At 71.3% G+C, this 19,223-nt stretch carries 17 protein-coding genes; 10 read left to right on the top strand and 7 right to left on the bottom strand.

Going from position 1 to position 19,223, the window contains the following annotated elements; genetic code table 11:
• On the bottom strand, positions 1-2,618 hold a 2,618-nt coding region (locus tag AC08OP_RS00325; protein WP_476612360.1), incomplete at its 3' end, for a penicillin-binding protein.
• 552 nt (positions 2,619-3,170) lie between these two features.
• Here AC08OP_RS00325 and AC08OP_RS00320 point away from each other — a divergent pair.
• Entirely contained in the window at positions 3,171-3,527 is a 357-nt protein-coding gene (locus AC08OP_RS00320; protein WP_462185921.1) for a WhiB family transcriptional regulator, read from the top strand.
• 163 nt (positions 3,528-3,690) lie between these two features.
• Here AC08OP_RS00320 and bagB read toward each other — a convergent pair whose 3' ends face one another.
• Positions 3,691-4,995: an ATPase BagB gene (gene bagB / locus AC08OP_RS00315; protein ID WP_476612359.1), complete on the bottom strand. Its 1,305-nt coding sequence runs from the start codon at positions 4,993-4,995 to the stop codon at positions 3,691-3,693.
• On the bottom strand, positions 4,992-6,023 hold the full coding sequence (gene bagA, locus AC08OP_RS00310; protein ID WP_476594878.1) for an ATPase BagA: 1,032 nt from the start codon (positions 6,021-6,023) through the stop codon (positions 4,992-4,994). The genes bagB and bagA overlap by 4 nt, the downstream gene beginning before the upstream one ends.
• A 232-nt stretch (positions 6,024-6,255) precedes the next feature.
• Here bagA and AC08OP_RS00305 point away from each other — a divergent pair, with 232 nt between their 5' ends.
• From AC08OP_RS00305 to AC08OP_RS00285, 5 genes are all read left to right on the top strand, one after another.
• Positions 6,256-6,420, top strand: a complete 165-nt coding sequence (locus AC08OP_RS00305; protein ID WP_462185919.1) for a DUF4177 domain-containing protein — start codon at positions 6,256-6,258, stop codon at positions 6,418-6,420.
• Between the two features lies 1 nt (position 6,421).
• Positions 6,422-6,886, top strand: coding sequence for a RidA family protein (locus AC08OP_RS00300; protein ID WP_476604910.1), 465 nt, complete (start codon positions 6,422-6,424; stop codon positions 6,884-6,886).
• A gap of 102 nt (positions 6,887-6,988) precedes the next feature.
• Entirely contained in the window at positions 6,989-7,936 is a 948-nt protein-coding gene (locus tag AC08OP_RS00295; RefSeq protein ID WP_476612358.1) for an NUDIX hydrolase, read from the top strand.
• A gap of 2 nt (positions 7,937-7,938) precedes the next feature.
• Entirely contained in the window at positions 7,939-8,808 is an 870-nt protein-coding gene (locus AC08OP_RS00290) for an MBL fold metallo-hydrolase (RefSeq protein ID WP_476612357.1), read from the top strand.
• A gap of 302 nt (positions 8,809-9,110) precedes the next feature.
• The gene (locus AC08OP_RS00285; protein ID WP_476612356.1) at positions 9,111-12,734 is read left to right on the top strand and encodes a tetratricopeptide repeat protein; all 3,624 of its coding nucleotides are present in this window, start codon (positions 9,111-9,113) and stop codon (positions 12,732-12,734) included.
• A 104-nt stretch (positions 12,735-12,838) separates the two neighbouring features.
• Here the strand turns inward: AC08OP_RS00285 and AC08OP_RS00280 are convergent, their stop codons facing one another.
• Positions 12,839-13,540 carry a Crp/Fnr family transcriptional regulator gene (locus AC08OP_RS00280; protein WP_476591550.1) on the bottom strand — a complete coding sequence of 234 codons (702 nt, stop codon included), beginning with the start codon at positions 13,538-13,540 and terminating at the stop codon, positions 12,839-12,841.
• 127 nt (positions 13,541-13,667) lie between these two features.
• Entirely contained in the window at positions 13,668-13,904 is a 237-nt protein-coding gene (locus AC08OP_RS00275; RefSeq protein ID WP_023840719.1) for a hypothetical protein, read from the bottom strand.
• 144 nt (positions 13,905-14,048) lie between these two features.
• Between AC08OP_RS00275 and nth the strand changes: the two genes are divergently transcribed.
• From nth to AC08OP_RS00255, 4 genes are read left to right on the top strand one after another with little or no spacing between them, the layout of a single operon-like run.
• A complete protein-coding gene (nth, locus tag AC08OP_RS00270; protein ID WP_476591551.1) occupies positions 14,049-14,783 on the top strand; it encodes an endonuclease III in 735 nt (244 codons plus the stop codon).
• Positions 14,780-15,628, top strand: coding sequence for an NUDIX hydrolase (locus AC08OP_RS00265; RefSeq protein WP_476612355.1), 849 nt, complete (start codon positions 14,780-14,782; stop codon positions 15,626-15,628). The genes nth and AC08OP_RS00265 overlap by 4 nt, the downstream gene beginning before the upstream one ends.
• Positions 15,628-16,179: a hypothetical protein gene (locus AC08OP_RS00260; RefSeq protein ID WP_476612354.1), complete on the top strand. Its 552-nt coding sequence runs from the start codon at positions 15,628-15,630 to the stop codon at positions 16,177-16,179. The genes AC08OP_RS00265 and AC08OP_RS00260 overlap by 1 nt, the downstream gene beginning before the upstream one ends.
• 18 nt (positions 16,180-16,197) lie before the next feature.
• Complete coding sequence (locus AC08OP_RS00255) at positions 16,198-17,382, top strand: MarP family serine protease (RefSeq protein ID WP_476612353.1); 1,185 nt, start codon at positions 16,198-16,200, stop codon at positions 17,380-17,382.
• A gap of 35 nt (positions 17,383-17,417) precedes the next feature.
• Here AC08OP_RS00255 and AC08OP_RS00250 read toward each other — a convergent pair whose 3' ends face one another.
• Entirely contained in the window at positions 17,418-18,332 is a 915-nt protein-coding gene (locus AC08OP_RS00250) for an alpha/beta fold hydrolase (protein ID WP_476594877.1), read from the bottom strand.
• A 176-nt stretch (positions 18,333-18,508) separates the two neighbouring features.
• Positions 18,509-18,988 (bottom strand): phage holin family protein, encoded by a 480-nt coding sequence (locus AC08OP_RS00245; protein WP_476612352.1) that lies wholly within the window; start codon positions 18,986-18,988, stop codon positions 18,509-18,511.
• Between the last annotated feature and the right edge of the window lie 235 nt (positions 18,989-19,223).

Raw genomic sequence — 19,223 nt, 5'->3', positions numbered from 1 at the left:
CCCCGGCCACCCCTGCCGTCCTCCCGGGCCAACGGCCCCGAGCCGCCTGAAGCGTTCAGCTGCCGACGCAGGTCCGTGCCCGGCTGGCCGCCCCCGGCCGGTCGGCCGTCATTCGGCTGGGCGAGCGTTCCGAAGCCGGGTAGCGCCGATCCACCCGGCAGGACGGCCGTGCCGGTCAGCCCCCCGGAGATCTGCAGGGTGACCTCGGTGTTGAGCGAGACCTCACTGCCTGGGGCGGGCGACATCGCCACGACGGTGCCGGGAGGCGCCGGATGCGGGACCGGCTGCGACCTGACATGGAAGCCCAGCTGGACGAGCGTCTGCTCGGCGACCTGCTGCGGCTGCCCGACCACGTCCGGCAGTACCTTCGTCGGCACCTTGGGCTGGGTGTTGTCCGGGGTCGGCAGCGGTTCGACCGGTAGCCCGAGGCCGGCGATCGTCCGGATCATCGTGCGGGACCACACCTGGGCGGGATATCCGCCACCGAAGACGTTGCGACCCTTCACATTGATCAGGGGATGCGACGTCGGTCCGCGCGGGTCCGCGAGGGTCACGGCCGCGGCGAGCTGGGGGATGTAACCCGCGAAGGAGGCGGTGCTGAACCCCTCCGCGGTGCCGGTCTTGCCGGCGGCCGGCCGGCCGATCTGCCCGTTCCCGCTGGCCGTCCCGTGGTTGATGACCCCCTGCAGCACGGCGCTGACCTTGTCCGCAATCTTCGGGTCGAGCACCTGCTGGCAGGGAGCGCCGGTGTCGAAGGGAAGCGGCCGGTCCGTCCCGCCCACCCGCTGGGTGATCGCGAGCACGGTCCGCGCGTCGCACTTCCTGCCCCGCGCGGCCAACGTCGCGTAGGCGGTCGCCAGATCGAGGGTGCTGATCTCGTTGGATCCGAGGGTGGAGGAGCCGTCAACCCGGCCGATCCCGTCCACCCCCCTGCATTCGGGATCGTTGTTGTTGTGCTGCCGGATCCGGCACGAGGTGACGCCCATGCGACGGGCCACCTCGGCCGTCTTCAGCACGCCCAGCTTCTCGGCGAGCTGGATGTAGTAAGTGTTGACCGATGACCAGGTGGCGGTCGTCAACGAGTAGAAACCGTCCTCGCTGGAATCGGCGTTGCCGTAGCAGTTCTTGCCCTGGGGATCCGGGTTCGGGAAGACGTTCGAGTGGTAGCAGAGGGGGGCGTGCAGCGTCGTGGAAAGCGGTAGTCCCGATTCGAGCGCGGAGATCAGAGTGAACACCTTGTAGGTCGATCCCGGGGAGAACGAGTCCTCGTCGACGGGATAGATCTCCTTGGTGTGGACGAAGTCCGTGGACAGGGCGGCGGGCTGTCCGTCCGCCGCCGGGCCGTAGACCCGGTTGATCGCCAGGGCGAGCACCTGGCCGGTGTTCGGCTGCACCATCGCGACGCTCGCCGCCACCCGGTTCCCGATCGGGATGACCTCGGTCGCGGCCGACTGCGCCGCCTGTTGCGCCACCGGGTCCAGCGTCGTTCTGATCGTGAGGCCGCCCTCGAACAGCAGTCTGCGCGCGTCCTCCTCCGTCGGGGCGAAGGATCTGTCGTTCAGCAGCCGCTGGCGCACGAGGGCGCAGAAGAACGGCGCGACCGAGTCGGCGCAGGGATCGGCCGAGTGGGGCGGCCGGTTGAGCACCACCTCGCCGTCGTGCGCCTGGTGAAAGGCCGCCGCGTCGATGTGATGAAGTTCGAACATGCGGTCGAGGACCACGTTGCGCCGTTCCCGCGCCGCCTGCGGATGCATCACCGGGTTGAAGGCGGTCGGGTTTTTCACCAGGCCGGCCAGCAGCGCCGCCTGCGGCAGGGTGAGCTTGTCGACGTCGACGTTGAAGTAGTGCTGCGCGGCTACCTGGACGCCGTACGCGCCATCGCCGAAGTAGGCGATGTTGAGATAACGCTCGAGGATCTCGTCCTTACTCAGATGGGCTTCGAGGTACAGCGCATAACGCGCTTCCCGAAGCTTGCGCTGGACGGTCTGCTCGGTCGCGGCCTCCTTCGCCTCGGCCGTCGTCGCGGACATCAGAAGAACGTTCTTGACGTACTGCTGGGTCAGGGTCGAGCCGCCCTGGGTGACCTCGCCGTTCTCCCGGTTGGTGAGATACGCCCGGACGAGACTCTTGTAATCCAGCCCGTCGTGCTCGTAGAACCGGGAATCCTCGATGTCGATGATCGCCTGACGCATCACCGGCGGAACGCGGCCCAGGGACACGACCTCGCGGTCCTGCTCCCCGCGCAGCACGGCGAGGACGTTCCCCCGCGCGTCGAGGACGCGCGACGCCTGGGCCAGCGGGGGGACAGCCAGGTTGGCCGGCAGGTCGAGGAAGTCGTCCGCGCCGCCCTTGACGGTCAGTCCGGCCGCCCCCACCACCGGCAGGGCCAGCATGCCGACGAGCACACCCGCCACCACGCTGATCACACCGGCGCCGAGCAGCCGCGTGGCCACGAACCCCAGCCGGCGGGCCGATGATGCGAGGGGACGAGGCGCGGGCTGGTCGACGTCGCCGAAGCGGAGTTCGTCAGGCTCGTACCGGCGCCCCGGTACACGATCGCGGGCGGAATCCTCGAACCGCCCACGACCGGGCGTGGGGTGCCCAGGGGGCGCGGTCATCCAGGGACCTCCGTCCAGCCAGGCTGGGCCACCCGTCGGAGCATACGGGCCAACATTCGATCAACAAGCGCCACCCCCGCCACCCCGATTTCCACGAACACCGCAAGGCGGCGGCCCATCGCAGCCGATAATGCCGTGAGCTGGGACGTCGCAGTTCCAGCCCCGGCCGGCGACCCTGCCGGTCCCGGGCGCGCCCCGGAGGACCGTGACAACCTCCACACCGGCTGCCCCGCCGTCCACGCTCCACACCTCTACTTTTAGGCGTCATCGCGATTTCTGTCCCACAGTGGGGCAATCTCGTCAAAACGGAAACGAAGCGATGAAGAACCCGCACCACCTCCGAGCCGATACCTCATTGTCACGCAACAGACATGCGGAAGTCACAGACAGCACTACCATGGCGATCCGGATCAATGGCCCGGACTAGTCATTTGGACAACCACCCGTGTGGGGTCTGTGCCGTGGCCACGCCACTCCGTACGGTTTCGGGGCAACGCCACGTCACCACCCGCACGGGCCCCTGACCCGGACTCGAGAAGAAAGGCAGGTGGCATGACCAGAAGCCTGACCCCCACCGTCAGCACGCCACGCCGTGCCAACACGACCCATCTCGTGGGTTCCACCGTCGACGGCGACTGGACGGCCCACGCCGCCTGTCGCGACCTCGACCCGGATGAGCTGTTCGTCCAGGGCGCCGCCCAGAACCGGGTGAAGACCCGGTGCTTCGGCTGCGCCGTCCGCACCGAGTGCCTCGCGGACGCTCTCGACAACCACGTCGAGTTCGGCGTCTGGGGGGGCATGACCGAACGGGAGCGTCGCGCGCTGCTACGTCGCCGCCCGGACGTCACGTCTTGGCGGAAGCTGCTCACGGACGCCCAGGCCGATCACAGATCGGCCTCCGCCGGCTGATTCAGCGGTGGTCCGACCAGTCCCCCAAGGCCGATCGGATCCTTCGCCGGCTATCCCCGCCCGAGGACAACGTCGTCCCGGTCCGGGATCACACACGTCCGCTGTCAACCGCGTTCTCTCGCCCGGATGAACCGGGGCTCGCCGATCAGGCTGATCAAGCTGATCAAGCGGTCCGATCCAGCCGTTCGTCACGCGCGAGCGCATCGCCGATCTCCCGCAGTCCGACGAGATCGTGCACGTCTTCCGACAACGCCTCCACCTCCACCATCGGGGTGTCGGGATGGGCGCTGGTGAACCGCTCCCGCAGCCGCGCCTCCCGGCTCGCCAGCCGGACCCGATCGGCGTGGATGCGCAGCACCGCGGCGGCAAGCGGATGCTCCCCGTGCTCCTCGAGGTTCTCGGCGGCGGCGAGGCTGCGCTCGACGTTGAGCGCCTCGGCATCGCTGTGGTGCATCCGGTTCACGACCAGTCCGGCGAGGGGCATCCCCTCCGCGTCGAGCCGATCGACGAAGTAGGACGCCTCCCGTAGCGCCGCGGCCTCGGGCGCGGCGACCACGATGAACGAGGTGCCGGGATCGCCGAGCAGGCGGTAGGTCTCCTCCGCCCTCGCCCGGAAGCCACCGAACATCGTCTCCAGTGCCGCCACGAACTGGCTGACGTCGGTCAGCAGTTGGGCGCCGAGCACCTTGGTGAGGACTCGGGTGAACATGCCGAGGCCGGCGCCGAGCACCTTCACGTACGCCCGCCCGCCGGCCTTCGCCGGCGCGAGCAACAGTCGTAGCAGCCTTCCGTCGAGGAAGGCCCCGAGCCTCGTCGGAGCATCGAGGAAGTCCAGCGCCGACCGGGTCGGGGGCGTGTCGACCACGATCAGATCCCACGTGCCGGTGGCGTCGAGCTGGCCGAGCTTCTCCATCGCCATGTATTCCTGGGTGCCGGCGAAGGAGGACGACAGCGACTGGTAGAAGGGGTTGGCAAGGAGGGCCTCGGCCCGCTCGGGGGTGCTGTGCGCCAGGACGATCTCGTCGAACGTCCGCTTCATGTCCAGCATCATCGCGTCGAGGCGACCACCGGCGGCACCGTCGGCACCGGCCACCTCGCGTGGGGTGTTGTCGAGCGCGGTCAGGCCCAGGGCCTGGGCGAGTCGCCGCGCCGGGTCGATCGTCAGGACGACGACGTTGCGCCCGCGCTCGGCCGCCCGCAGCGCGAGCGCCGCGGCCATGGTCGTCTTGCCGACCCCACCCGAGCCACAGCAGACCACGATTCGTTCCGTGTCGAGCATCGCGTCGACGTCGAGCAGTGGCACGCCGGCCGGATGCGGACGCGTCCGGCGCGTTCCCGGCCCGCCGCGACGCGCCGCCGACTGCCGGACGCTCCCCGCTGCCGGCCTTCGCCGCCCCGCGGACGGCCCGGCGGACGGCGCCCCGGGTTCCCGCCGTGGTGCACCGGGCGTCGGGCACGCGGAGCTCATGCCACCATCTGCTGCGCCCGCAGCATCTCCGCGAACCGGTAGACAGTGCCGAGGTCGACGCCGTCCGCGACCAGCGGCACCTCATACACGGGGCGGCCGAGCCCGGCGATCTCCGCACGCTCAGCCGCCTCCAGCGCGACGCGATCGGCGTGCTGGGCCGCCTCCCAGGCCAGCGCCTCGACCAGCTCAGGGGTGGGCTCCATCCCAGCCTCCTTGATCCCGGCGGCAATCTCTTCCCGGTCCAGCTCCCCGCGCCGGGCTAGGCGGGACTCCTTCGCGCGCAGCAGGGGCGGGCGGGTCATGTTGACCACCACACCGCCGAGCGGCAGACCAGCGCGGGTCAGCTCGGCCACGCCGTCCACCGTCTCCTGCACCGGCATCTCCTCGAGGAGGGTGACCAGATGCACGGCGGCCCGATCGGGCGCCAGCACGGCCATCACGCTGTCGGCCTGGGCCCGGATCGGCCCGACCTTGGCCAGCCCCGCCACCTCCGCGGTGACGTTGAGAAACCGGGTGATCCGACCGGTGGGCGGCGCGTCGAGCACCACCGCGTCGTAGGCCAGCCCTCCCGGCCGGGTGGCGTCGGGCCGGTTGACCGCCTCCTTGACCTTGCCGGTGAGCAGCACGTCGCGAACCCCGGGAGCGACGGTCGTGGCGAAATCCACCGCGCCGATCCTGCCCAGGGCCCTCCCGGCCCGCCGCAGGTTGTAGAACATCTCTAGATACTCCAGCAGGGCCTCGTCCGCGTCGATCGCCAACGCGAACACCTCCCCGCCGCCGGGAGCGCTGGCCACCTTGCGCTCCCGGTAGGGCAACGGAGGGGTGTCGAACAGCTGCGCGATCTGCTGCCGGCCCTCGACCTCGGTGAGCAGGACTCGACGACCATCGGTCGCAAGCGCCACGGCCAACGCGCCGGCCACGGTCGTCTTGCCGGTACCGCCCTTGCCGGTAACGATGTGCAACCGCCGGTCCCATGGACCGGCCACCTCGCTACTCACTTCCTTGGTCACGGTGTTCTCACTGTCGATCACAGCGTTCTCGCTGTCGGTCACGGTGTTCTCGCCGTTCACAGGCTTGACCGTACCCGCGTGCACGGTCCCCACCACGGTGGTGAGCCGGGAGAAAACCCGCGGCGCACCGCGGGGCGAGCCAAGGTAGGGGATGTGGGGAGAGGTGACCGGGACGATGTGGCGGCGAAGGCTCGGGCCCGGTGACACGGGTGTCCGGAACCGTCGGCGCGATGCTCTAAGGTCCGGTGTCATGCAGACGAAGTGGGAGTACGTGACGGCGCCGGTGCTGATCCACGCCACCAAGCAGATTCTCGACAACTGGGGTGAGGACGGCTGGGAGCTGGTCCAGATCGTTCCCGGTCCCAACCCCGAGAGCCTCGTCGCCTACTTCAAGCGTCCCAAGAGCCAGTCCTGACATGGCCGCACCGAGCGAACGCCTGGCGGCGCTGGGCCTGACGCTGCCGCCGGTCCCGACCCCGGCCGGCGCCTACCTTCCCGCGGTCCGGGCGGGCGGCCTGATCTGGACGGCCGGTCAGCTCCCGCTGGTGGACGGCCGGCTGGCCCACACCGGCCTGGTGGGCGCGGGCGCCGAGGTGACCGTCGAGCAGGCCGCGGAGCTCGCCCGGACGGCCGCGCTCAACGCGCTGGCGGCAGCGGCGTCGGTGGCCGACGGACTCGACGGGATCACCCGGATCATCAAGGTGGTTGGATTCGTCGCGAGCGCCCCCGGCTTCACCGGCCAGCCAACGGTCGTCAACGGGGCGAGCGAACTGCTCGCGGCGGTCTTCGGCGAGGCCGGTCAGCATGCCCGCTCGGCCGTCGGTGTCTCGGCGCTGCCGCTGGGCGCACCGGTCGAGATCGAACTGGTGCTCGGGGGGTAGTAGGCGGTCCCGCCGGTGCCGGCCTCGGGGTCGCGGCGGCGCGCCGCGGCCGCCGGGACAAACAAACCCCGCCTCGGCACCAACGGCTCTAGCATCTGGGCAATGGTCGACCACAAGGCTGCCCTGATCGCTCGGCTGCGCTGGTCCCCGGCCGACGGAGGCCGCCGCGACGAGGTGACGGCGCGCCATCCGCCCGCGCCACCCGCGGCGGTGCGCGACGCCTCGACGGTCGTGCTGCTGCGCGACGCGCCGGGTAACCAGGGGATCGAGGCATACCTGCTGCGCCGGGCAGCGACCATGGCGTTCGCCGGTGGGATGTACGCATTCCCAGGTGGACGAGTAGATCCGGCCGATATGGGGCCGGACGTGCCCTGGGCGGGTCCATCGGTCGCCGAGGTCATGCACGCGCTCGACGCTGATCCCGCACTCGCCCGCGCGCTCGTCTGTGCCGCCGTGCGGGAGACCTTCGAGGAATGCGGGATCCTGCTGGCCGGCGCGGTGGCGGGCGAGGACGGCCGGCTCGGCGGCGGCCCGGAGGCGCTCAGCGATCAGGTGCGGGCCGCCGAGCGCCTCGCACTGGAACGGCACGAGCTCGGCCTGAGCGCCCTGCTCCGCAAATACTCCCTCGTGCTGCGGGCCGATCTCCTCGCCCCCTGGGCCAGATGGGTGACTCCCGAGACCGAGCCGCAACGGTACGACACCAGGTTCTTCGTCGCGGCGCTTCCCACGGGCCAGCATCCCGGCCAGCCCTCCAGCGAGGCGGACCGGATGCAGTGGATACGCCCCGCGGACGCCCTCGAACGCCAGATGGCCGGAACGATGGACATGCTGCCACCCACCGCGTTCACCCTCGCCGAACTGTCCGAATACGACGACGTCGCGGCGGTGCTGGCCGCCGCCCACGCCCGCGACCTGTCGCCGATCATGCCGAGGATTCTGGTCAGCGGCGGCGAAGCGCGCCTCCTGCTGCCGCATGACGAGGCATACGACGACCCGGGAAACCACGACGACCTGCGGGACGCGGGCCCCGCCGACCGGGCGCAGCAGTAGCCATGGCCGCGCCTCGACAGATCACTCCCCTGGCCGCCGTGCTTCTCGCTCCGAATCCGGGCCCGATGACGCTCGACGGCACCAACACCTGGATCCTGCGCGCCGCCGGCGAGGAGAGGTGTGTGGTCGTGGACCCCGGCCCGGACCACGCCGGACATCTGGCGGCGGTCGCGGCGGCCGGCCGCGTCGACCTGATTCTGCTGACCCACGGCCATGTCGACCACAGTGCCGGCGCAGCCACGTTGCACGATCTCACCGGCGCCCCGGTCCGGGCGCTCGACCCCGTCTTCCGGCTGGGATCGGAGGGGCTCACGGCCGGCGATGTGATCGCCACGGCCGGCATCGAGCTCCGGGTCCTCCCCACTCCGGGGCACACCGCCGACTCGTTGTCGTTCTTTCTACTCGGGGAAGACGGGCCGCCCGGCGGAGACGAGCACCCCGCGGATTACCGGGACCGGCCGGAGCCGGGCCCGGCCTCCGGCGGCCTCCTGCCCGGTCCGGCGGTGCTGACCGGAGACACGATTCTCGGGCGTGGCAGTACCGTGGTCGCCCACCCGGACGGCCGTCTCGGCGACTACCTGGACAGCCTGCGGCTGCTGCGGGAACTCGGCGAGACCACCGTGCTGCCCGGCCACGGCCCCGAACTGCCCGCGGCCGGCCACGCGGCCGAGCGCTATCTGGCTCACCGCCACAGCCGGCTCGACCAGGTGCGGCGTGCTCTGGTGGACGCCGGGGTCAACGCCGCGGAGGCGGATGCGGCCGACGTGGTCCGCCGGGTCTACGCGGACGTCGACCGCGCCCTGTGGTTCGCGGCGGAACTGTCGGTCCGCGCCCAGCTGACCTACCTGCGGGAGCACCCCGACGGCGCCTGATCAGCCCAGCCGGCCAGCCGGAATGCCGATGGCGAGCGGCACGTCCGTGGCAGCGGTAGCCGGACGGCCGCCTCACACCACCGAGAGATATCGGATCGATACCACGCGGCGGTATCGCAGCAGCATCGACGCGGCTGCGGTCGGTCATCCGACAGGACGGGATTCGGGGAAGGAGACCCAGGCCACTAAACTCTGGCACGGAGGGAACCGCCCGTGCGCAGGATGACGATTTCGACCAGCCGGAAACCGGGCGACCGGTCCGGCCCCCCACCCACCGGCCACCCGGACGGGAGGCCCCACCCATGGTGATCACAGCTCCGCACACGGGCCCGCTGCGGTGCCCCCGGTGCAGCTCGGCGGCCGTTCCGGGCGGACGATTCTGCTACCACTGCGGCTTGGAGTTCACCTCGGTCGAGAGTCCCGCGGTAGATGCTTCCGAGCGCCGGGTCGTCACCGTTCTGTTCGGTGATCTGTCCGACTTCACCGCCTGGGCGGAGGATCGCGATCCGGAACGCGTCGGGGAGATGACCGATCGGGTCCTCGCCGCCCTCGCCCACGAGATCGACGAGGTCGGCGGCCGCGTCGACAACCTTACCGGCGACGGCATCATGGCCGTCTTCGGGGCCCCCACCGCCCATGAGGACGACCCTGAACGTGCCGTTCGGGCCGCCGCCGCGATGCAGGAGACCGTTCGTCGGCTGGTGCTCACCTCCACGGGGGGTGACGATGACGGCCGGCTCGGCCTGCGGGTGGGCGTCAACACCGGCGAGGTCCTCGCGGGGGTGCAGGCCGCACTCTCCTACACCGTGATCGGCGATACCGTGAACACCGCCGCCCGGTTGTCGGCCGCGGCCACGATCGGCACCGTCTACGCCGGCCGGGAGACCGCGCTCGCCACCCGGTCCGTGGCTACCTGGCGAGAGCTGCCCGACCTGGTCCTCAAGGGCAAGCGGGAGCCCGTCCCAGCCTATGAGCTGGTGAGCCTGCGCCCGTCGAACGTCGCCCGCCCCGGACTCGCCGACGACGCCATGTTCCTCGGCCGGGACGCCGAGCTCACCTCGCTGACCGATCTGTTCGACCTGGTCGTCACCAACCGGTCACCCGAGGTGGCGCTGATCACCGGGGAGGCCGGGATCGGCAAGACCCGGTTGGCCGTCGAACTCGCCTGTCGGGCGGAGCGGGCCCCTGGCACGACGGTGCTCTGGGGACGGACGGTCCGGCACGGTGACGGCCATGGGCTGGCGCCCCTGGTCGACGTCGTTCGCAACGCGTGCGGGGTGACCGACGGCGACTCCCTCGACCGGGTGGCCGACCGCGTCCGGCGAACTGTGGCGGGGCTGGCGCATCCGCACAGCGGTGCCCGGCTGCCACCCGGCATCGCCGACCGACTGCTGCTGCTGCTCGGCGTTCCGCTCGACCGGCGGTCCGCCGTCGCCACCGCGGCGGCTCCGGGGGATCCGGCGGCCCGGGCCTCGCACATCGCGGAGGCCGAACAGCGGTCCGTCGACGCGACGGTGGACGCGGTCGCCCTGCTCCTCGGCGCGCTCGCGTCCTCCGGGCCCATCCTGGTCATGATCGACGATCTGGAATGGGCGACCAGCCAGCTCAGCGACGCGATGAGCCGGCTGGCCTCGGCGTTGTCCGGACCGGTTCTGCTTGTGCTGCTGGACCGGACGGGTCCACGGCTCGCCGAGCTGCCCCACATCCATCGCATCGCCCTGCGGCCGCTGAGCCTCGAGGCCTCCAGCCGCCTGTTGCAGGATCATCTCGGCGGGGTGCAGCTGGAGCCCCGCGGCCGGGCCGATCTGCTCTCCCGGGTGCATGGCAACCCCTTCTTCCTGGTGGAGCTGCTCAACCTGCTGATCGACCGTGGAATGCTGCACCAGTCGGCCGAGACGACCAATGGGGAGTGGCCGGGCTGGGTCCTCGAGGGCTCCCTGACGGAGGCGACTCTTCCCGCTGGGGTGCAGTCGGTGCTGGCCGCCCGCATCGACGATCTCGACCCGGTGGCCAAGGCGGTGCTGCGCGCGGCGGCGGTGCTCGGCCCGCGGTTTCCCGCCGAGGCGCTGCCGGTGGTCGACGAACGGCCCGCCGAGGAGGTCACCCGCGCGCTGCGGGTACTGACCGAGCGCCAGCTCGCCCGGCCGCCCCGGGCGACGGAGACGAGGTGGCGGTTCGTCCATCCCATGGCCCGCGACGCCGCCTACGCCGGGCTGCCCAAGGTCGAGCGGGCCCGCCGGCACGCCACGGCGGCGCGCTGGGGGGTGACGGCGATGGTCGGCAGCTCGCGGGCCGTCTCCACCTTTGTCGCGAACCACGCCCTGCGGGCCTATGACCTGGCCGCATCGATGAACCTTCCCGCCACCGATCCGGCCTGGTCGTCCCGGATGTCCGGGTTCCACGCACATGTCCGGCTGGCGCGCGAGGCGCTGGCCCGAGACGATCATCGGGCCGCCGCCGACCTGCTGGCCAACGCGCGCCGTCTGGGCCGCGGCATCATCGACCCGGACGAGGACAATGCCGCCCGCGTGCTGCACGCCGAGGCCCTGGTCGCGCTGCGCCAGCTCGACGAGGCCGAACGCACGCTACGCCCCACGCTACGGGCCAACGCACCCGCCCGACGGGCCGCCGCCTTCTCCGTGCTCGGCGAGCTGCGCCAGAAGCAGGGACGCGCCGAAGAGGCGGCGCAGTGCCTGCTCACCGCCCTGGAATCGGCGCAACAGGCCGGTGACGACCACGCGGAGGCCGCCGCGTTGCGCCGGCTGGGCATGCTCGAATACAACGCTGGCCGCATCGACGCGGCGGAGGAGCGCTACCGCGAGGCCCTCGCGATCGCCCGCCAGGTCGACGACCCCCGCGGGGTCGGGTGGGCGTTGCAGCACCTGGCCTGGAGCGCCACCACCCGGGGGGACTACCCCCGCGCCGAGCGGACGCTGCGCGAGGCGTCCGCGGTGTTCGACCGGCTCGAGGACACCGGCGGCCTCGGCTGGTGCCGGGGCACGGAGGCGCTGGTGCTGCTGCTGTCCGGGCAGCTCACCCGGGCCCGCGAACTCACCCGCGAACTGATCGAGCTGGCCAGTTCCGTGGGCGAGCAGTGGGGGATGGCCGTCTGCCTCACCATCGACGCGATAGCGGCCGCCGAGCTGGGCGACATCGCCACCGCCGAGGCCCACGCGGAGCGGGCCGCTGAGCTGTTCGCCAGCATCGGCGACGCGTGGGGAACGATGCTGACCCTGGTCGCCCGTGGGCTGGCGGCCCGTGGCACCGGCGAACCGGCCCGCGGGGCAGAGTACCTGGAACAGGCGTGTGCCGAGGCGGCCGCCCGCGGGCACGTCGTCGTCGGCGCGCTGGCCCGGGTGCTGCTCGGGCTGACCTGGCTCGACGCCGGCGAAGTGGACAAGGCCGGGCAGGCCGCCGAGATCGCGCAGGCGGACCTCGCGCAGCTGGAGTTGCGCCCGCATGCCCAGCTCGGGGCGAAGGTACTGGTCGCGCAGATCGCCCGGGCTCGCGGGCGGCTCGATGAGGCGACCGAGCTGTTGCGGGAGGCATTGTCGGCAAGCGAACCGGCAACCCTGATGTTCCCCCGCCGGCAGGCATACGCCCATCTCGCCGGCATCCTGTTGGATGCCGGGCAGCCCGCCCAGGCTCTCATCGTGGCCCGGCGCGCGGTCAACGTGGATGCCGAGGACGTACGCGCCCAGGTGCTCGGTTACCGCGCGCTCGGCACCGCGTTGGTGGCCAACGGCGATCTGGAAGGCGGTCGTGCCGCCTATCTGCGGGCCCTGGCGGCCGCGACCGCCACGGGGGCTGTCAGCGAGGCGCCGCAGACCCGCCGGCTGCTGGGGAACCTGCCGGTCAGCGGGGCCGCCGACGCCGCCGGCGGCGCGACCACCACCCCCGCGGGCGTGGCCGGGACGGCCGGATAACCCGCTGGAGCGGTCACCTCCCGTGGCCAGGCCTTGCGCGCGTCGACCGGCGCTCGAGGCCCCGGCGGGACCCCGAGCTTTTCGCCGGTCGCCGGTCGCCGGCCTCAGCGCGCGCGGCGGGACAGGCGTTCGCGATCGAGCAGCACGACCGCGCGGGAGTCCAGGCGCAGCCAGCCCCGGGTGGCGAAGTCGGCGAGCGCCTTGTTCACCGTCTCCCGGGATGCGCCCACCAGCTGGGCCAGTTCCTCCTGCGTGAGTCCGTGCTCGACACGGACACCGGCGGCCTCATTGCCGGGCTGTGCCGGCTCTCCGAAGCGTTCCGCCAAGTCGAGGAGGGCTTTCGCCACTCGCCCCGGCACATCCGTGAACACCATGTCAGCAACGTTGTCATTGGTACGCCGCAACCGGCGGGCCAGCACTCGCAGGAGCATCGCGCCCGCCTCCGGGCGTGATCGCAGCCAGGGACGCAACGCGGTATGTTCCAGCGACAGCAGCGATGCATCCGTGACTGCCGTAGCGGTAGCCGTGCGGGGGCCGGGGTCAAACAACGACAGCTCTCCGAACAGGTCTCCGGGACCCATCACGGACAGCAGGTTCTCCCGGCCGTCGGCCGACTGACGTCCTATCTTCACCTTTCCGGACAGGACGACGAAGACCCGGTCCCCGACATCTCCTTCACGGAACAGCACGTCCCCACGGGTGACATCCTGCCGATCAAGATGGTCAGAGAGGGCCATTCGGTCCTGCTCGGACAGCCCTACGAACAGTGGTACGCGGGCAAGCAGATCCTCCACGGTCCTGAGCATGCCAGGACTATCGGCAGAGAGCACGGCCAGGGACCCCCAGATGGCTCCGACAGGCCGATCGACAGGGCCCGACAGGCCGATCGGCAGGGCCCGACAGGCCCGATCGGCCCGGCCTAGCCCCGCGCGGTCAGGCGGCTCGATGCTTGCCCGGCGGCGGTCGGCGCAGACGCCGCCGGTAGCGCTCCAACGCGGCGGGGAGGCCCTGATTGACGAAGGTGCTGACCTCATCCGGCCGGGCGTTGTCGAGGAAGCCCTCGAGGCCCTTACCGGTGTCGGCGGCATTCAACGGACGTTCCACCCGTTCCATCGCCAGCAGAAGGCCGAGAAGCAGCAGGGGAAAGGTGACCGCGGCAATGACAAACATGACCTCTCCATGGTGGCCGACCGGCGACCATCGCATGCGACCGGGGGTGGGTGTGTCGCGCATCGGCCACCTGGCCGGAGCCCGTTCGGACCACCCGGCAGCGGTGCCGGACGGGCGGATCGACCGGCAGATACGCTGCCAGACATGCCCGCAACCGTCGACGCCGCGGCCGAGACCCCGCTCGCGAAGACCCGGCGGGCTCGCCGGATAGTGCGTCTGCTGGGCAATATCCATCCCGACGCCCACATCGCGTTGCACTTCGACAACGCTCTCGAACTGCTGGTCGCCACCGTCTTGTCGGCCCAGTGCACGGACAAGAAGGTCAACGAGGTCACTCCTGGAGTGTTCGCCCGTTATCGGACCGCAGCCGACTATGCGGGCGCGGACCGCGCCGAACTCGAGGACATGCTGCGACAGACCGGGTTCTTCCGCGCCAAGGCGAACTCGCTGATCGGCATCGGCGCGGCCCTGACCGAACGCTTCGACGGTGAGGTTCCACGGTCGCTGGCGGCCCTGGTGACCTTGCCGGGCGTCGGTCGCAAGACGGCGAACGTCGTGCTGGGGCATGCGTTCGACCTGCCCGGAATCACCGTCGACACTCACGTCGGGCGGCTGTCCCGCCGCTTTGGGCTGACCACTCAGACCGACCCCGTCAAGGTCGAGTCGGACCTGGCGGCGCTCATCGAACAGCGGGACTGGACCATCGCCTCCGATCGCATGATCTTTCATGGGCGACGGATCTGTCACTCGCGCCGCCCGGCCTGCGGCGCCTGCGGGCTGGCCCGGCTGTGCCCGTCCTTCGGGCTCGGCCCCACTGAGCCTGCCGAGGCGGCCCGGCTGGTCCGGGGAACACGCAACGACGTCGAGACCCTGCGATGAACGAGATGCCAGCCAACGCCGGCGGCGCCTTCGACGCCGACGGGGCCACCGTCCCCCCGCCCCCGGCCTGGCTGCGCACTCTGGCGGAGAAGGCCGGGCAGGCCCTCGTGACCAGCCGGACCCATCCGGGTCATGCGGGCGCGGATGCTCGACCGGCCGCCGTACTCATCCTGTTCGGCGATGATGGCCCGGAGGGGCCGGACATCCTCCTGCTCGAACGGGCGGCCGAGCTGCGCAGCCATGCCAACCAGCCCGCGTTCCCCGGTGGCGCCACCGACGCGACGGACGAGTCGCGGGTGCACACGGCGCTGCGCGAAGCCGAGGAAGAGGTAGGGCTCGATCCCGCGGGGGTCGAGGTGCTCACCGTCGCCTCCCCGCTCTACCTGCACGCCAGTCGTTATCTCGTGACCCCGGTGATCGGCTGGTGGCGTATTCCGTGCGCGGTCGTGCCCGTCGATCCCGCCGAGACCTCGTCGGTCGTCCGGGTGCCACTCGCGGAGCTGGCCGACCCGGCCAACCGGGTCATGCTGCGCCACCGCACCGGCCTCGCCGGACCCGCCTTTCGGGTCCGCAGCATGCTGGTGTGGGGCTTCACCGCGGGCATCCTCGATGTTCTTCTCCGTCTCGGCGGGTGGGAACGACCGTGGGACGACACCGAGCTCATCGACTACCCAGTCGCGCGGGCCACGACCAGCGGGACCCCGGTCATGCCCGCGCAGACGTCCCGCCCGCCGGCACCGTCCCCTGCACCGCTACAGTCCGGTCCACTGGACAAGTCCCCGTCACTGGACAAGTCCAGCCCGCCGACGGCACCGGCATCGCCCTGCGACGAGAGGCACAGCTGATGACCAGCACCGCGGACCGTGACCATGCGGGACCGCGACCGTCCATCCACTCCCCCCGGCAGGGGCGGTCACGACGGCCGGGTGGTATCCAGCGCCCGCCCGCTCGGGTGGCCTGGATGGACCGGGCGGGCTGGACCGGACGGACACCCCGGCTGGGCCGGCTCACGGTAGCCCTCGGGCTGGCGCTCGGTCTGTTCCTGGGCGCCGCGGGCTGCGGCGGCTCGGGCAAGGACGGCGCGTCGGCGGGGCCCTCCCTCACTCCCACCGAGGGAGCGGGCGGCCTGCAGATCTTCGCCGTCACGGGCCTGCCGAACCTGCACTTCTCCGCGATGGAACTGGTGGCCAGGCCGGGACGGATCCGCGTCGACTTCTCGGTCACGCCGCAGTCCCCGCCGCACAACTTCGTCATTCCGCGGATTCCCGAGGCACACACGCGCATCGTCTCCGCGGGAGAGTCACAGAGCATCACCTTCTCCGTGACGGAACCGGGTAGCTACCCGGTGGTCTGCACTCTGCATCCCAACATGACAGCCACACTGAAGATCGCCTGAGTCGAACCGACGCCCGTCGTGCTCAACGTCCTGGACATCGTTCTTCTCCTGCTCGCCGTGCTCTTCGCGATCTCCGGGTACCGGCAGGGCTTCCTGGTGGGCGCGCTGTCGTTCGTCGGCTTCCTCGGCGGCGGTGTGCTCGGTGCCAAGGTCGCGAAGCCCTTCGCCGAACTGATCGGTCAGGAGAGCCACGGCGCCATGGTCGGTCTCCTGACCGTGCTCGGTCTCGCCCTGGTCGGGCAGGTCGCGGGCACCGCGGTCGGGGTCGCCATCCGGGACCGGGTGACCTGGCGCCCCGGCAGGGCCGTCGATGCCGCCGCGGGTGCGGTGCTCTCCGGCTTATCGGTGGTTCTTGTCGCCTGGCTGCTGGCGACGGCCGTCGATCGGTCGCCCTTCGAGTCCCTCGCTCGCTCTGTCCGGAAATCGCGGATCCTCGCCACCGTGGACGCCGGGATGCCCAACGAGGTCCGCAGTGCATTCGCCGACCTGCGCCAACTGGCCGACAACAACGGCTTCCCCGAGGTCTTCGCCGGGCTCGGCGGCGGGCGCATCGTCGCCGCCGAGCCGCCCGATCCCGCTTCCACCCAGACTGCCGGGGTCCGCAACGCGGCGGCGAGCATCGTGAAGATCCGTGGCGTCGCCAGGTCCTGCGACAAACGGGTCGAGGGATCCGGGTTCGTCATCGCCCCGCAACGCGTCATGACCAACGCGCACGTCGTAGCCGGGGTGCACCGTCCGATGATCGTGCTGGCCTCGCGCACCCTGCCGGCCGAGGTCGTCCTGTTCGACCCCGACCGGGACGTCGCCGTGCTCCGCGTGCCGGACCTGCAACGGCCGCCGCTACGGTTCCGGATAAACCCACCGGCCGCGGCCGAAGATGCCGCAGTGATTGCCGGTTATCCCCAGGACGGGCCCTACACCACTGTGGCGGCGCGCGTCCGCAACCATCAGACCGCCCAGGCCCCGGACATCTACTCGCACGGCCTCGTCCTGCGCGACATCTACGCGGTCCGCGGACGGGTGCTGCCGGGAAACTCCGGTGGACCCCTGTTGTCCGAAAGCGGGGACGTCCTGGGCGTCGTGTTCGCCGCGGCCGTCAACGACAGCGACACCGGTTACGTCCTGAGCGCCGCCGAAGTGGCCAGGCCTGCCGCCGCCGGGGTGATCGCCACGGCGGAGGTGAGCACGCAGGGGTGCGACTGACCGCCGGTACTCCCGCACCGGCGGCCGGGCGACGCTCAGGGACGAAGCCAGCCGAGCAGTTCGGCGTTGACGAGGTCGGGGGCCTCCTCATGCGGGAAGTGCCCGATCTCACCGAGCAGGCGCCAGGTGTAGGGACCGCTGACGTAACGCCCGGCGCCCTGGGCGGTGGACGGCAGGAAACAACGGTCCATTTCCCCGTGTATCTGCAGGGTCTCCATCCGCAGCGACCGACGGAGGACACTACCGAAACGCGCCCCATCGGGCCGGAACAACGACCGGAAGATCCACCGGTGGTACTCCAGGGAGCTGTGCGCCACCCCGGGAATGCGCATTGCCGATCGATATCGCCGCTCGGCCTCGGCATCCGGATACCCCGGTCCTCCCCAGCCGCGTAGCAGCGTTGCGACGTGGGCGGCGTCCTCGGCCACCAGGACCCGTTCGGGCCGCCATGGCAGCTGAAAACCGAGCATGTACCGGCTGGCGGCACCCTGACCACGGGGATCCGCCGCGATCTGGTGCCGCAGCCGCAGCGGATGAGGCATGGCCAGGATCGCGAGCCGACGCACCACCATCGGGTGACGAACCGCGGTGGTCCAGCCAAGCAGCCCACCCCAGTCGTGGCCCACGACCGCGGCGTCCGGTTCCCCCAATGCCCTGACCAGACCGGCCACGTCATCGGAGAGAGTGAAGGCGTCATAGCCCCGAGGCGGCTTGTCACTCGCTCCATAGCCGCGCAGGTCCGGCGCGACGACGCGGTAGCCCGCCGCCGCCAGCGCGGTGAGTTGGTGACGCCAGGCCCACCAGAACTGCGGGAAGCCGTGCAGCAGCAGGACGAGCGGGCCACTCCCCAACTCCGCCACGTGCAGCCGGGTACCGTTGGCAGACACGTCACGGTGCCGCCACGGCCCGTCGACCAGGACGGTGGCGGGCTCGGGAACGGTGTCCTCCATCGCCTGCCAGGATGGCAGACCAGCCCTCGGCCCCGGACCGGCGGTGCTCGTGACGGGCCGGTCGTGGGGTCCGCAGTCGGCCCTCGAACGTCCGCCGCCGGCTCCGTTGCCAGACCCTCTGCCGACCGCCGGCAGGCTTGGGTACCGGCGGACACCGCGCACCCAGCGCGGGGGTGTCAGTGCCCGCGCTGGCCCGGGTGGGCGGCCGCATCCGCCGACCCGACTGGGGCGGTCGACCCGACTGGGGCGGTCGTGGGATTACGTAGCCAGGTGATGTCGTCGCGCACGGTCTGGATGGTCCGCTCGGGCGGGGAGAGCTTGCGGAACCGCGCCATCGCGAACAGGGCCAGCAGCCCCGCAACGACGAGGTAGAGACCGGCCGTCAGCAGATAGGACCAGAAACGCTCGATGCCGGCCCAGGTGAACAGCTCCCCCAGAAAGATCGTGACGGCGATCAGAGCGCAGAACCCGAGGCCGGCCGCCACCGCCAGAAAACCGATTCCGAGCACAGCTGACACCGCCTGCTGGGCGAGCTCGGCCTTGGCCAGGTTGATCTCCTGACGAACCAGCAACGAGACATCGCGAGTGGCCAGGGCCACCAGCTCACCCAGCGTCGGCTCACGGCCGTCCCGAGCCTTCCCGGCTGCGATCGACACTTCTGGTCCTCCCTCTGGCGGCGACCCGCCCGTGCTGGACGGCGGGACAGTTCGCGCTACCACCCTGATCCGACCTGCGCCCTGATCCGACAGGGTCCGAACCGGCGGCGGACCGGGAAGCCCCACCGGAGGCCATCCGCCCTGGGCCCCTCCGGCCCATACCGGCAACACCCTCCCGGCAACACCCTCCCGGCCGACCGTCCCCCGTCGTGACGCGGTCCGCCGCCCCGGTCCC

Source organism: Frankia sp. CeRuru1, from assembly GCF_977966315.1.
Note: the sequence above shows the minus strand (reverse complement) of the source record. Positions and strands in the feature narration are given on the sequence as shown.

Coding starts and splice junctions, on each gene's coding strand:
- bagB (WP_476612359.1), bottom strand. CDS start 4,995: ATGAGCTCCGCGTGCCCGACGCCCGGTGCACCACGGCGGGAACCCGGG.
- AC08OP_RS00260 (WP_476612354.1), top strand. CDS start 15,628: ATGACCAGCACCGCGGACCGTGACCATGCGGGACCGCGACCGTCCATC.
- AC08OP_RS00280 (WP_476591550.1), bottom strand. CDS start 13,540: ATGCTCAGGACCGTGGAGGATCTGCTTGCCCGCGTACCACTGTTCGTA.
- AC08OP_RS00295 (WP_476612358.1), top strand. CDS start 6,989: ATGGTCGACCACAAGGCTGCCCTGATCGCTCGGCTGCGCTGGTCCCCG.
- nth (WP_476591551.1), top strand. CDS start 14,049: ATGCCCGCAACCGTCGACGCCGCGGCCGAGACCCCGCTCGCGAAGACC.
- AC08OP_RS00300 (WP_476604910.1), top strand. CDS start 6,422: ATGGCCGCACCGAGCGAACGCCTGGCGGCGCTGGGCCTGACGCTGCCG.
- AC08OP_RS00305 (WP_462185919.1), top strand. CDS start 6,256: ATGCAGACGAAGTGGGAGTACGTGACGGCGCCGGTGCTGATCCACGCC.
- AC08OP_RS00275 (WP_023840719.1), bottom strand. CDS start 13,904: ATGTTTGTCATTGCCGCGGTCACCTTTCCCCTGCTGCTTCTCGGCCTT.
- AC08OP_RS00250 (WP_476594877.1), bottom strand. CDS start 18,332: ATGGAGGACACCGTTCCCGAGCCCGCCACCGTCCTGGTCGACGGGCCG.
- AC08OP_RS00265 (WP_476612355.1), top strand. CDS start 14,780: ATGAACGAGATGCCAGCCAACGCCGGCGGCGCCTTCGACGCCGACGGG.
- AC08OP_RS00320 (WP_462185921.1), top strand. CDS start 3,171: ATGACCAGAAGCCTGACCCCCACCGTCAGCACGCCACGCCGTGCCAAC.
- AC08OP_RS00290 (WP_476612357.1), top strand. CDS start 7,939: ATGGCCGCGCCTCGACAGATCACTCCCCTGGCCGCCGTGCTTCTCGCT.
- AC08OP_RS00285 (WP_476612356.1), top strand. CDS start 9,111: ATGGTGATCACAGCTCCGCACACGGGCCCGCTGCGGTGCCCCCGGTGC.